Source organism: Hominimerdicola aceti, assembly GCF_025567495.1.
GTDB lineage: Bacteria > Bacillota > Clostridia > Oscillospirales > Ruminococcaceae > Hominimerdicola > Hominimerdicola aceti.
In genome coordinates, this window is the sequence record NZ_JAOQJZ010000012.1 from 57,631 (window position 1) to 71,713 (window position 14,083).

General features: G+C 44.3%; 13 protein-coding genes. All 13 read right to left on the reverse strand.

What is annotated here, in order from left to right; translation table 11 throughout:
• Nucleotide 1 precedes the first annotated feature (1 nt).
• Nucleotides 2-2,122 carry a Stk1 family PASTA domain-containing Ser/Thr kinase gene (pknB, locus tag OCV57_RS11145; RefSeq protein ID WP_051706481.1) on the reverse strand — a complete coding sequence of 707 codons (2,121 nt, stop codon included), beginning with the start codon at nucleotides 2,120-2,122 and terminating at the stop codon, nucleotides 2-4.
• Nucleotides 2,123-2,164: 42 nt separating this feature from the next.
• Nucleotides 2,165-2,893: a Stp1/IreP family PP2C-type Ser/Thr phosphatase gene (locus OCV57_RS11150; RefSeq protein WP_022287850.1), complete on the reverse strand. Its 729-nt coding sequence runs from the start codon at nucleotides 2,891-2,893 to the stop codon at nucleotides 2,165-2,167.
• Nucleotides 2,894-2,911: 18 nt separating this feature from the next.
• On the reverse strand, nucleotides 2,912-3,958 hold the full coding sequence (gene rlmN / locus OCV57_RS11155; protein ID WP_022287849.1) for a dual-specificity RNA methyltransferase RlmN: 1,047 nt from the start codon (nucleotides 3,956-3,958) through the stop codon (nucleotides 2,912-2,914).
• 4 nt (nucleotides 3,959-3,962) lie between these two features.
• Nucleotides 3,963-5,279: a 16S rRNA (cytosine(967)-C(5))-methyltransferase RsmB gene (rsmB, locus tag OCV57_RS11160; RefSeq protein WP_267301626.1), complete on the reverse strand. Its 1,317-nt coding sequence runs from the start codon at nucleotides 5,277-5,279 to the stop codon at nucleotides 3,963-3,965.
• A 12-nt stretch (nucleotides 5,280-5,291) separates the two neighbouring features.
• A complete protein-coding gene (gene fmt / locus OCV57_RS11165; RefSeq protein WP_267301627.1) occupies nucleotides 5,292-6,224 on the reverse strand; it encodes a methionyl-tRNA formyltransferase in 933 nt (310 codons plus the stop codon).
• Entirely contained in the window at nucleotides 6,224-6,685 is a 462-nt protein-coding gene (gene def, locus OCV57_RS11170; protein ID WP_022287846.1) for a peptide deformylase, read from the reverse strand. The genes fmt and def overlap by 1 nt, the downstream gene beginning before the upstream one ends.
• 18 nt (nucleotides 6,686-6,703) lie before the next feature.
• Nucleotides 6,704-9,169, reverse strand: a complete 2,466-nt coding sequence (gene priA / locus OCV57_RS11175; protein WP_267301628.1) for a primosomal protein N' — start codon at nucleotides 9,167-9,169, stop codon at nucleotides 6,704-6,706.
• A gap of 30 nt (nucleotides 9,170-9,199) precedes the next feature.
• Nucleotides 9,200-9,409, reverse strand: coding sequence for a DNA-directed RNA polymerase subunit omega (gene rpoZ, locus OCV57_RS11180; RefSeq protein WP_022287844.1), 210 nt, complete (start codon nucleotides 9,407-9,409; stop codon nucleotides 9,200-9,202).
• A complete protein-coding gene (gene gmk, locus OCV57_RS11185; protein ID WP_022287843.1) occupies nucleotides 9,399-10,043 on the reverse strand; it encodes a guanylate kinase in 645 nt (214 codons plus the stop codon). Before gmk ends, rpoZ begins: the two co-directional genes overlap by 11 nt.
• Nucleotides 10,036-10,293 carry an extracellular matrix/biofilm regulator RemA gene (remA, locus tag OCV57_RS11190; RefSeq protein ID WP_022287842.1) on the reverse strand — a complete coding sequence of 86 codons (258 nt, stop codon included), beginning with the start codon at nucleotides 10,291-10,293 and terminating at the stop codon, nucleotides 10,036-10,038. The genes gmk and remA overlap by 8 nt, the downstream gene beginning before the upstream one ends.
• Before the next feature lie 14 nt (nucleotides 10,294-10,307).
• Nucleotides 10,308-11,186: a YicC/YloC family endoribonuclease gene (locus OCV57_RS11195; protein ID WP_267301631.1), complete on the reverse strand. Its 879-nt coding sequence runs from the start codon at nucleotides 11,184-11,186 to the stop codon at nucleotides 10,308-10,310.
• 140 nt (nucleotides 11,187-11,326) lie between these two features.
• Nucleotides 11,327-11,974 (reverse strand): HAD family hydrolase, encoded by a 648-nt coding sequence (locus OCV57_RS11200; RefSeq protein ID WP_267301632.1) that lies wholly within the window; start codon nucleotides 11,972-11,974, stop codon nucleotides 11,327-11,329.
• A 53-nt stretch (nucleotides 11,975-12,027) separates the two neighbouring features.
• Complete coding sequence (glmS, locus tag OCV57_RS11205) at nucleotides 12,028-13,848, reverse strand: glutamine--fructose-6-phosphate transaminase (isomerizing) (protein ID WP_022287839.1); 1,821 nt, start codon at nucleotides 13,846-13,848, stop codon at nucleotides 12,028-12,030.
• Between the last annotated feature and the right edge of the window lie 235 nt (nucleotides 13,849-14,083).

A 14,083-nucleotide genomic window follows, 5' to 3' on the forward strand; every position in this document is an offset into this window, starting at 1 on the left:
ACTACTGACCCTGCTCGTCTGGCTCCTGAGGCTCCGGTGCAGGTGCTTCAGTAGTGGTAGTTGTAGTAGTTGTTGTGGTCGTAGTTGTAGTAGTTGTGGTCGTTGTCGGAGTAATGTCGATCAGACCGCTTTCATTCAGGCTTCCGCTAAGAGTAGCTGTCTGCTTATCATAATCTATGTCATATACTGCATAACGGCACTTCTGCTGATTTTCGTCATTTGTGATGAAGATAGTCAGAGTTTCTGTCTTCTTGCCCTTTACAGTTACATTTACAGAACCGCCTGCAACAGATTCTCCACTACCGATCTTCTGTGTATATGCAACGTTGCCGTTATTGTAGATGTCTATAGAATATGAGCCGTGGATACCACTTGGGAGTGGCAGTGAGAATGTTACCTCAACAGGTGAAGTTTCTCCGGTCGAAACGTAAATAGTAACAGTTGTGTCACGCTCAACATATGTGCCTTCGTCTGTATCCTGCTCGATGACCTTGCCCTTATCGCCCTCATGCTCGATCTCCTTGACCTCAGCCTTGAGCTTGTTCTCCTTGAGCATTGCAACTGCCTTTTCTTCTGTAAGACCTACAACGCTTGGTACTTTGACTCTTGTTTCAACAGGACCCTTACTTACAAACAAAGCAACAGTCGCACCTACGGCATACTGCTCGCCTGCTGCCGGCTGTGTTTTCACAACAAGACCTGAAGCTATATCCTCAGACCATATATCTCTCTTAACGACCATAAATCCTGCAGCCTTAAGCTCGCTTTCAGCCACAGTGCCGTCTTTCTTCACCATGTCAGGGATAGTTGCCATTTTTTTGCCCTTACTTACAGTAAGAGTAACCGTGAAGCCTTCCTTAACAGACTTTCCTGCTGCCTGACCCTGGAATGTGATTATTCCCTCGTCATACTGGTCATTATACTCTTCAGTGATATCAAATTTAAGCTTATCCTTATAATCCTGCTCTACCTGAACGATATTCTTGCCCACAAAGTTTGGCAGTGTAACTGTGCCTGTGTGCATACCGTTTGAACCGCTGAATGACTTGAATACAACTCCTACGATAACGAACGCTGCAATGATAACTACCGCAACTGTCACAGCAAGGAGTATCGGAACAACGTAAGAACGCTTCTTTTCTTCCTCTTCTTCCTCGTCATCGTTTTCTTCGTCATCGTCCTCATATTCTTCATCGTCGTCATAGTTCTCACTATGCTCATCGTCAAAATATTTGTTATTGTTATCAGCCACAGGGATAGGAACAGGGCTGTTCTTATATCCGAAAACAACAGATGGATTGAGCTTGAATGTGTCTATATCCTTTATCATCTCTGCTGCTGACTGATAACGTCTTGCAGGATCTCTCTCCATAGCGTGCATAACTATTTCTTCAAGAGCCTCTGGGATAGAAGGCATGATCTCTCTTGGCGGAACCGGATCCTCCTGCATATGCTTGAGAGCGATAGCCACAGGATTTTCACCGTCAAAAGGCTTTCTGCCTGTGAGCATCTCATAGAGCATAACGCCTACAGAGTATATGTCAGATCTTTCATCTGTCATATCGCCCCTTGCCTGCTCAGGTGAGATATAGTGAACAGAACCGATAGTCTTGTCAGAAAGTGTCTTTCCGTCGATCCTTGAAAATCTTGCGATACCAAAATCCATGACCTTGATAGTTCCGTCAGGGAAAAGCATTATGTTCTGCGGTTTGATATCTCTGTGAACGATACCCTTATCATGAGCGTGCTGCAAAGCACGGAGTATCTGAGTTACAAAGTGCAAAGCGTCTTTCCATCTAAGCACGCCCTGCTGCTCGATAAACTCTTTAAGGGTGATGCCGTCGATATACTCCATAACGATAAACTGTATCTCGTCAGAAAATCCCACGTCATATATCTTTACGATATTAGGGTGAGAAAGTACAGCGATAGCCTTGCTCTCGTTTCTGAAGCGTCTGAGAAATTCCTCGTTCTGTGAAAACTCAGGCTTAAGTATCTTTACCGCAACAGTACGGTTTTCCATAACGTCAACTGCCTTATAAACGTCAGCCATTCCGCCCACGCCGATAAGTTCGGTTATCTCATATCTGCCGTCTAGCTTTTTGCCGATATTAGAATCCATGTAATTCAACTCCTATATTATTCATGTTTTATTGTCATTCCATTAATTTGCTATTACCGCAGCAGTAATATTATCTTTACCGCCGCATTCGTTTGCGAAAGCAATAAGCTGTTTTATAGCCTCGTCAAGATTATTGCCAAACACAGTTTCATATATCATATTGTCTGTGCAATAATTGGTCAGACCGTCAGAGCAAAGCAGCACCGCAAAATTATCATTTTCTTCAAGCTCGAAATAATCGACCTCAACATCTGATTCAACGCCCACAGCCTTTGTGATAACGTTTCTCATATGATGATTTTTCGCTTCTTCTTTGGTTATCTGACCCGACCTATAAAGCATTTCCACATAAGTATGGTCAGTGGTTATCTGAGCTATACCGTCCTTGGTAAGAAGATATCCACGGCTGTCGCCCACGCTCACCATATAGACGGTCTTATCCACCACCAATGCCGCAACGCAGGTAGTACCCATACCGTTTTTGTCAATATCCTCCTTGCTCTTGCCATACACGATTGTATTCGCATAATGCACTGAAGTGAGCATAAGATTTCTTATGGAATTTGGTTTCATATCTTTTCGGAAATTTTCCTTGATACGTTTTACTACTGCGTCAATGGCAAGCTGACTGGCAACTCCGCCTGATGACGCTCCGCCCATACCGTCACAGACCACCGCAACGGCAACATTGTCAGCAAGAAATTCAGCATGCACTCTGTCCTGATTTTCACTGCGTTTTTTTCCGATGTCTGTATCAGACGCTATAAACAAGCGATTCACCACCTTTTATCAGATCTCATATTCTCGTCTTAGCTGACCGCAGGCAGCGTCTATATCCGCACCCAAGGTCCGCCTCACAGTAGCGTTTATCCCAAGCTTCTCCAGATATCCTCTGAATCTGTTGGCTGACTTTCTGTCAGAATGATAATTACGCTCCTTTATCTTATTAACAGGGATTATATTCACATGACAGACAAATCCGCCCAGAAGCTCAGCAAGCTCCCTTGCGTCCTCCATAGAATCGTTATGCCCGTCTATCAAAGCATATTCAAAAGAAATTCTCCTGCCTGTTACCTTAAAATAGTATCGGCAGGCGGCAAGAAGCTCGTTGATATCATACCTGTCATTAACGGGCATTATCTCGCTCCTGCTCTTATTATTGGAAGCGTGCAAAGAGATAGACAATGTTATGCCAAGCTTTTTCTCTGCAAGCTCATATATCCTCGGCACAATGCCGCAGGTAGACACTGAAACGTGCCTTAACGACATATTAAAGCCCTTTGGACAGGACAGCACTTCAAGGAAATTCACCACATTATCAAAGTTATCCATAGGCTCGCCTATTCCCATAAGCACCACGCCTGATATCTTTCTTCCGCTGTCACGCTCAGAAGCGTATATCTGTCCCAGAATCTCCGAGGAAGTCAGATCACGCTTGAAGCCTGCAATAGTTGACGCACAAAAGCGACAGCCCATTTTGCAACCCACCTGAGTTGACACGCAAATGGTGTTTCCGTAGTTGTATTCCATTATTACGGATTCCACATGATTTCCGTCCTCAAGCTCATATAGATATTTTACAGTATTATCGGTATGAGATTCAAGCTTTTTTGACACAAATAGTGATTTTAAACAAAATTTTTCATTAAGCAGATTCCTTAATTGTACAGATAGATTAGTCATTTCATCAAAACTTGACACTCGCTTTACATGAAGCCAGTCAAATATCTGCCCTGCACGGAACTTCTTTTCTCCAAGCTTTAGTATCTCAGCTTCCAGCTCGTCAGGCAGAAGCCCCAATATATCTATTTTTCCATTATCATCAAATGCTACCAAAAGATCACCTCAGCCTGATAAACTTAGCAATAAAAAATCCGTCTGAATTATATTTTGCATGTGTGATAGATATTCTGCAAAGACCGCTGTCGCTACCGAAAGCCTCGCCTAGCGGTGCAGGCTCAAAATCAGGGTGTTCAGCCAAAAATCTGTCTGCCACCTCATCATTTTCCGCCTTTGACAGCGTGCAGGTGGAATACACCAGCGTTCCGCCGACTTTTACATACTCCGCTGACGTTTTCAGTATATCATACTGTATTTCAGGAAGTCTGTCGAAATCTGAGGGTTCTTTATACTTTATCTCAGGTTTTCTTCTTATAACGCCAAGTCCAGAACAAGGTGCGTCGCAAAGCACTTTGTCAGCCTTTGGCATTTTCTCATCAAAGACCTTTGCGTTGTTGACACCTGCGCTTATGCAGTCAAGTCCAAGCCTTTTGGCACCGCTTTCAATAAGCCCTGCACGATTTTTATGCAGATCAAAAGCAAGTACTCTGCCCTTGTTGTTCATACGCTCGGCAATTGTAAAGGTCTTTCCACCAGGTGCGGCACAAAGATCAAGAATTGTATCGTTCTCCTTAGGATCAAGAGCCGCACAGCAAAGCTGGCTCGAAAGATCCTGAACGTGTATCCTGCCCTCTTTGTAAGCCTTAGTATGCTCCACTGCCCCTGCACCGCATATCCTTATGCAATCAGGCAGGACGGACAGCCTTTCAAAGGTAATGCCCTCTTCAGCGAGCATATCCAGTGTGCTTTCAAGAGAATGAAAGACCGTGTTCACTCTTGCGGTGACAGGTGCCTGTCCCACAGAGGTTTTCAGCATTTCAAGGCAGATGTCCTTGCCATATTCCCTTGTCCACTTCTCCGTCAGCCATACAGGTGCGGAGTATTCTATAGAAAGCTCCTCCGTGGCATTTCTGCCCTTTGGAAGCTTTTTGTCGTTTCTTATAAACTCCCTTAGCATTGCGTTCACAAAGCCGCTTGCCGCAGGATTTCTGTTTTTCTTTGCAAGCTTCACAGACTCGTCCACAGCCGCATTGTCAGGAACAGAGTCCATATATAAAAGCTGATAAAGACCTATTCTCAGTATAACTCTGACCTCAGTACCAAGCTTATTCTTAGGGTTTCGTGAATATTCCCGAATAATGTTATCAAGAGTTATCTGTCTTTCCAAAACGCCGTAGAAAAGAGCTGCGGCGAATTTCTTGTCCTGAGGCGAAAGGTCTGACCTTTCAAGACCCTCGTCAAGAAGTATATTTGAATATGAGCCGCTGTTTTCAAGCCTTGTAAGCAGCCTTAAAACCGTTTTTCTGGCGTTTCCCATAGTTCCTCCGAATTATCCCAGCACAGTGCCGTTCTCGATATGTCTGCCTCTGAGAAAATCAGCGGTATCCATTCTCTTTGAGCCCTCAGCCTGCACCTGAGTAAATCTTATGACTCCGTCTGAGCAGGCAACGGAAAAGTCGCTGTTATCCACCACAGTGCCTGCAGGCTTTCCGCAAGGCTTTGTGGAAGCTATCTCAGACTTATATACTTTCAGCCTTCTGCCCTCAAGCACTGTAGTAGCGCATGGCCAATCAGACAGACCGCATATCTGCTTGTGTATCTTTCTCACTGGCTTTGTGAAATCTATAGGGCAAAGCTCCTTTGAGAGCATTGGTGCATAAGTCGCAAGGCTCTCGTCCTGCTTAACAGGGGTTATCTCGCCCTTATTGAGCTTTTCAAGGGTATCAACAAGCACCTCTGCACCCATTTCGGCAAGTCTGTCAAAAAGCTCTGCGGCTGTTTCGTTCTCGCCGATAGGAGTAGCCTTTTCCACAAGGATATCTCCTGTATCCATGCCCTCGCCCATAAGCATCGTTGTAATTCCAGTTTCAGCTTCGTCATTAAGCACAGCCCACTGTATCGGACCTGCTCCACGATATTTAGGAAGCAGCGAGCCATGGACGTTCACACAGCCAAGTCTTGGTATATCAAGCACCGACTTAGGGAGCATTTTGCCATAAGCCGCCACCACGATACAATCAGGGGCAAGGTCATTGATAATTTTAACATACTCCTCGCCGTCTTTTTTAAGGCTTTGCGGCTGATAAACAGGAGTGTCATGCTCCTGCGCAAGCACCTTTACAGGGGGCGGAGTAAGCTTATAGCCTCTGCCCTTTGGCTTATCAGGCTGAGTGAAAACAGCCTGCACCTCATATCCGCTGTCATAAAGCTTTTTCAGCGTTGGTACGGCAAAATCAGGCGTACCCATGAAGATTATTTTCATTAGTCCTCGACCTCTACAAATTCTTCAACTATCTCAGTAAACAGATGACCCTCAAGGTGTGCAAGCTCATGGCAAACGCACTGTGCAAACAGCTCTGATACTTCCATTTCGTACCACTTGCCGTGTCTGTCCTGCGCCTTGAACTTAACTCTCATAGGTCTTGTAACATAGCCCCACTCGTTCGGGCATGAAAGACAGCCCTCCAGAACTCTCTGCTTTTCCTCGCTCTGCCATGTTATCTCAGGGTTGATAAGCTCGTAAACCTTATCGTCGATTATTATAACGACCACTCTTCTCAGCTTTGCCACCTGTGGACCTGCAAGACCAACGCCGTTGGCGTTTTTCAAGGTTTCTGTCATATCGTCAAGAAGCTGACCAAGCTTGTCGTCAAATTCTGTAACAGGCTTGCAGACCTTATGAAGAATCTCGTCGCTCTTATTAAGTATTTTTCTGAGTGCCATTTACTTAACTATCCTTTCTTAAAGCCCGATATCGCCGTTTATGTCGGCATAGATACGAACTGTCTGATAATCTTTATTTTTATAGAACTCGCCCAGAACGTGCTTTATCATCTCGCGAAAATCCGCAGTATTGCGTGTTTTCAGGATAAGTCTGTATCTGTAGCGATTATTTATCATTTCAAATGTACATGGTGCAGGGCCTAACGCTCTAAGGGGAAAATTCACCCTATGCTGCGAGATATACTCTTTTATAAGCTGAGTCACCCAGCGTGAAGCGCCTATTACCTTGCTTTCAAGGGGTGCTGAAAAGCCTATGACGCATATATCGCAAAAAGGCGGATATGTCAGCGACTTTCTCAGTGCTATCTCCTCTTTATAAAACTCATCATAATTTTGTTCTGCCGCAAGGTTCAGCACATAATGGTCAGGCACAAAGGTCTGAATGTATGCGACCCCTGGTTTATCTCCTCTGCCGCTTCTTCCTGCCACCTGAGTGAGCAGTGAAAATGTTCTCTCATAGCTGCGAAAATCCCCTGTGAACAGTGCCTTGTCAAGGGATATGACACCCACCATTGTGACGTTCGGAAAATTAAGTCCCTTTGCTATCATTTGAGTGCCGAGCATTATATCATACTCGCCTTTCTCAAACGCTTTGAAATTCTCCTCATAGGAATATCTCGAAGAAGTGGTGTCAGCGTCCATTCGCAGAAGCCTTGCCTGCGGAAAAAGCCTTTCAAGCTCGTCCTCCACACGCTGAGTTCCCACACCGCTTGATTTGAGCCGCTGTGAGCCGCACTGTGGACAGCGCTCTATATTATCCATGGTATATCCGCAGTAGTGGCACATATACCGATCATTTTTCTTGTGATAGGTCAGGGGTATATTGCAATTAGGGCAAGCCACAGGCTGTCGGCAGTCCATGCAAGTGATATATGTTGTATAGCCACGTCTGTTCAGAAGCAGGATAGCCTGCTCTTTTTTCGCAAGCACTTCTGTGAGCTTATCACACATAACACGGCTGAGCAAGCTGTCATTGCCCTCTGCCGCTTCCTCCTGCATATCGACTATCTCGACTGCCGGCAGGGGCGACTTTGAATATCTGTTTTTAAGCTCAAACAAGTGATATCTGCCCTTTTGAGCGTAATAAAAGCTCTCCAGCGACGGCGTTGCAGAAGCCATCAACAGCACGCAGTTATTATATCCGCACCGCTGTATGGCAACATCTCGTGCATGGTATCTAGGCGTTGAGTCCGACTTATATGACGGCTCGCCCTCTTCGTCCATGATGATTATTCCAACGTTAGTGACAGGAGCAAATATTGCACTTCTTGTGCCGATAACTATTCTTGCTTCCCCACGCATTACACGTTTGAACTCGTCAGTACGCTGTCCCAACGACAATGACGAGTGCATCACGGCTATCTTATCCCCGAAAAGTGACTTGAATTTGCCGAGCATTTGTGGTGTAAGGGATATTTCAGGAACGAGCATGACCGCTGTTTTACCCATATCCATTACACTTTTTATAAGCTTTATGAACACAGACGTCTTGCCGCTTCCCGTAACACCGTAAAGCAACGCACCTGCGGGCTTTTCGGCTTTTATAAGCCTCATTATGCCCTCATATGCCGCTGATTGTTCATCATTTAATATGATATCGTCAGGGTCCTGCCTTTCGCCAAGCTCGCCTATGGCGTCACGCATGACCTCGTATTTATACTGCACGATAACTTTCTTGTCAGCTAGCCTTTTTAATATGCTTGAAGTGCAGTTGGTCATATAGCAGACCTCTTTCACAGAGGCACAGCCGCCCTCTTCAAGCAGCTTCACCACAAGGGTCTGCTTCGGGGTAAGAGTGGTCTGTATCTCCCCTGACACATACTCGTCAGAAAGCCTTACCATGCTGACATTCTCATCACCGACTTTTCTTTTCAAAGCGTCGCTGATCTCAACATAGCCCTTATCCACAAGAGAATCCACAGTTTTCTTCTTTCGTGCGTCATTATGCACGTCAAGAAAGCTGTCTATCTCCCTCTGACTTTTTGCACATCGGAGAAAGTCCACCACATTTTTCTCATCTTCATTTAAAGTATCCTCGTCAATGTAGGTATTGACAAGGCTGTAATGCTGTGAAAAAGTGTAGGAAAAGCCTGTAGGCACAACGGATTTGTAAGCGTCATAATAGGTGCAGAAAGTGTTTTCTTTCAGCCACATTATTATCCTCATCATTTCCTCGGTTACAAGGCTTTCCCCGTCCACCACTGAAATAACAGGCTTCAGCTTATCGTTATACTCGGCTTCCGTATACGTTCTCGCAACAAACCCTACGGCTTTGCGGTTTCCTCTGCCAAAAGGCACAAGCACACGCACTCCGCTTTTCACTTTCTGAGCCAGCTCCTCCGGCACACTATAGCTATACAGTGCGTCAAAGCTGTATGATGCACGGCTTATTGCAACCTTTGCCACGATAAAAACTCCACGCACAGCCGTACACCTCCCCATAAAAAGCCTCGATTATTTTCTGAGGCTTGGATCCTCGATTATCTTGTATTCGCCATTATAAAGCTCGTCAACTGCTGTCTTTACTGGCTTTTCATCAAGCACCAGCTTGTTGTCAAAAGCGTCGCTTGTGATCTCTCTTGCTCTCTTTGCAACTGCAATAACTAGAGAATAATAGCTTTCATTGTTCTTCAAAATCTGGCTTACGGCCGGTCTAAGCATCATAATTAAGCACCTCATCAATTAATTTCTTTGTATCATCATTTTCTGATCTGAATTTATCCGCCTTGCCGTCCTCGGCTTTCACGGAGTTCATAACTGCAACAAAATCTTCCACAGCGTCCTCTAGTCCGTCGTTCATTATCACATAATCATAACCGCCGGCTTTGCCGATCTCACCGGCAGCCTGACTTACACGGTCAGCAATAACATCGTCAGACTCAGTTCCACGCTTTCTAAGCCGTCTGTCTATCTCCTTAACAGACGGTGGAAGTATAAACATCAGCACAGCTTCAGGAAAGGCTTTCTTCACCTGAAAAGCACCGTTAGTTTCAATTTCAAGTATAACATCTCTGCCCTGCTCAAGATTAGCGAGAACAGGCTTCTTTGGTGTTCCGTAATAATGACCAACATAGCCTGCGTGTTCAAGAAATTCACCGCTGTCTATCATTTTCTTAAAGCTGTCATCGCTTATGAAATGATAATGAACGCCATCCTTTTCGCCCTCTCTGGGCTTTCTTGTAGTGCAGGATATAGAATAGAACACATCTCTGTTTTTAAAGACCTCTGCAAGTATAGTTCCCTTGCCACAGCCTGAGGGAGCTGATATAACAAACAGCTTTGCATTGTTCTTATACATTGTCATCGTCCTCCTCGTCAACAGCGGCACGTCCGCCTACAGTTTCAGGTGCAACTGCCGACAGCACCACATGGTCGCTGTCCATAATAAGCACCGCTCTTGTTCTTCTGCCGTAGGTGGCGTCTATAAGAGTACCCTTATCCTTAGCTTCCTGAATGATACGCTTTATAGGCGCAGACTCAGGGGAAACTATGGCAATGACCCTTGCGGAGGACACCATATTTCCAAAACCGATATTAATAAGCTGCATATCTCACACCGCCGTTATTCGATATTCTGTATCTGCTCTCTGATCTTTTCGATCTCAGCCTTAAGATCCACCACCATTTTTGTGATAGTGAGATCGTTAGCCTTTGAGCCGATAGTATTCACCTCACGGTTAAGCTCCTGCACAAGGAAGTCAAGCTTTCTTCCCACAGGCTCGTCCGACTTGATAAGCCCTCTGAACTGTGAGATATGGCTTCTGAGCCTTACTGTTTCCTCGTCTATTGCCACCTTATCGGCGAAAATAGCCACTTCTGTAAGTATCCTCTGCTCGTCTATGTCCTTATCGCCGAGAGTTTCCTTTATCTTTGCATAAAGTCTTTCTCTGTAGCTTTCAGTAACGCTAGGTGACTGATCTTCTATCTTGCCCACAGTTTCCTCGATATAATCAAGTCTGCCGCTGATATCGTCATACATCTTGGCGCCCTCAGTTTCACGCATCTGAACGAATCTGTCCAAAGCCACCTGAGCCACGTCCTTGACCTCGTTCCAGATAACTTCCTCATCATCTGTTTTCTTCACAACTGTGAACACGTCAGGAAGCTTCATGATATGTGACAGTGTGATATCGTCATCAAGGTCAAGCTCGTCAGCCGCACCTCTCAGTGCGTCAAGATAGCCCTTTGCAACAGCCTTGTTAAGCTCTATCTCAGCGTCAGTACCCTCCTGATTATAGATAGAAACAGACGCCTCTACCTTGCCACGGGAGATACCGCTTTTAAGAAAGCCTTTCAGCTTTTCATCAAGATAGCCGTAGGCTCTCGGAGTTCTCGAAGTAAATTCATAATATCTGTGGTTTACAGAGCGTATCTCAACGATTATCTCTCTGCCGTTTGCCACGATATGCTCTCTGCCGAAACCGGTCATGCTTTTTATCATAGCATACCCGTCCTTTCATATATTAATATTTATGTTATCCGCTTGGTACTTAACATAGTACATCAAATTATATTATAACATCAAGCTCCGTAAATAGCAATAGTTTTTCACATTTATTTAAAATTATATTTACTTAAAATTTATATATTCTGAAATATGTCCAACAGTGACGAGCCGATATAGATATGAGGATATTTTTCAAAATTCTCTTTAGTGGTAGAGCCAGTTGTTACTCCTGCAAAATCCACCCCTGAATTGAGTGCGGTTTCAGCGTCGATGTAGCTGTCGCCTATATAAAGCACGTCCGATTTATCCGCACCGAAACGCTCTATTATCAGGTCAAGTCCCTGCGGGTCAGGCTTTGCCCTTGTGACGTCCTCGCCTCCAACTATGATATCTACAGGCAAAGAGCCTGCCTGCTCATTGAAAGTATTGACTATCCTATAGCGATATTTCGTGGAAACTATGCCGACTTTTACCCCTGCGTTCTGCAAAGTCTGCAAAATTGCGATAGTATCGTCATAAAAATATGTTTTCTTCACCATTACCTCGTCTGCCTTTTTTACATACGCTTTGCGCATATCCTCACGCTGAGGATTGTCAGGCATATCTGTCAGCAGGTCGAAAGCGTCCACAAGGGTCATGCCTATGGTGTTGTAGATAGTCCTGTCGTCCTTTGGCGGATAACCAAACTCTTTCAAAACGTGCTTAAAGCACTCCAGAATTCCCTCGGAAGAGTCTGCAAGAGTAAGGTCAAAATCGAAAACAAAATATCTGTATTTGCTCATAATAAACTCCTTTTCAAACAGCAAGGGCAACCCTTTGCGGATTGCCCTGTATTTTATTCAACTGTAACTGATTTTGCAAGATTTCTCGGCTTGTCAACGTCATTGCCTCTGAGAACTGAGGTATAGTAAGCGATAAGCTGCAAAGGAACCACTGTCAGCATAGGCATGAGCAGATCGTCTATTGTCGGCAGACCGATCTTATAATCTGCCACCTCATCGTCAACGTTGATATATCCGTGAGTAACAAGGACAACGTATGCTCCTCTTGCCTTGACCTCCTTGACGTTGCTTATGGTCTTGTCAAGAAGCTCTCTTTGTGTTGCAACTGCGATAACAGGCATATTGTTTGTTACCAGTGAGATAGTGCCATGCTTAAGCTCGCCTGCGGCATATGACTCAGAGTGGATATATGATATCTCTTTAAGCTTCAGTGAGCCTTCCATAGAAAGCGCATAGTCAAGACCTCTGCCGATATAAAGAAGATTTTCCTTGTTTACAAGCTGTGAAGCAACATACTGACAATTATCAGGTGTTTTAAGGACAACTTCAAGCATATTAGGAACGTTCTGAAGCTCTGCTGTAAGTCTCATGCACTCCTCTTTTGAGATAGCTCCGTGAGCGTATGCTATAGCAAAACTCAGCAGATAGAATACAGAAAGCTGAACGATATATGCCTTTGTGGAAGCTACAGATATCTCAGGGCCTGCATGGGTGTAAAGCACCATATCAGACTCTCTTGCGATAGACGAGCCTTTTACGTTTACGATAGAAAGTGTTTCAGCACCCCTCTCCTTAGCCATTCTAAGGGCTGCGAGAGTGTCGGCTGTTTCTCCTGACTGTGAAACAAGAATAACAAGATCTCCCTTTGCAATGATAGGATCTCTGTATCTGAACTCAGAAGCCATATCCACTGTAACAGGTATCCTGCCAATCTTTTCAAGAACATACTTGCCCACAAGACCTGCATGCATAGCAGTACCGCAGGCAACAACGAAGATGTTGTTATAGCCCTTGAGTCTGTCATATGTAAGACCACACTCTTCAAGGTTTGGCATACCGTCAACTATTCTTGGTGTGATAGTTGTTTTTATAGCTGTTGGCTGTTCGTGAATCTCTTTGAGCATAAAGTGAGCATATCCGCCCTTCTCAGCGGCTTCCATATCAAAGTCAGCAACAAGCATCTCTTTCTCAACTGGCATTCCGTGAACGTCAAAGAACTCCACCTTGCCATCGTCAAGGACAGCTATCTCGTTCTCGTCAAGAAGATAGTAATTCTTCGTATATTTCAGTATTGCAGGCACATCAGAAGCTATAAAAGCTTCGTCCTCGCCAACTGCAACGATAAGAGGAGAATCCTTTCTTACTGCATATATTCTTCTTGGAAAATCCTTGAATATGATACCCAGAGCATATGAACCCTCTATCTCAGCAAGAACCTTCTGTATTGTCGCCATAGGGTCGCCCTCATAATAATAATCAAGAAGCTTTGCAACTGTTTCTGTATCTGTCTGAGATTCAAAGACATATCCCTTTTTCAGCAGAAAATCCTTGATAGTTCTGTAGTTTTCAATGATACCATTATGAACGATAGAAATATTCGCATTTCCGTGAGGGTGTGAATTTATATCAGACGGCTCGCCGTGTGTAGCCCAGCGTGTGTGACCTATACCGCAAGTACCGTTGAGCCAACCCTCTCTTTTAAGCTTTTCTTCAAGGTCAGCAAGTCTGCCCTTTGTCTTTTTTGTCTTGATAGCATCGTTCTCAAAAACAGCTATTCCTGCTGAGTCATAACCTCTGTATTCAAGCTTTGACAGTGAGTCAAGCAGCACCTTTGTACAATCCTTTTTTCCCACATAGCCTACTATTCCGCACATGTATAAGCAACTCCTTTCATTCTCATTTGTTAAAAATCATTAAATTTCTTATATTTTTCCAAACCATATCCACATAAATATAATATATCATAGCATATTTTGCATGAAAAAGCAATAGCAAATGCAAAAATTAGCGAAAAGTACTGTTAATCTTACAAAAAATATGTTATAATTAGTTTGGAAAAACTAAAACACTAAAGCTTATCATAATATAATATTTTTACAGGAGGTCAAC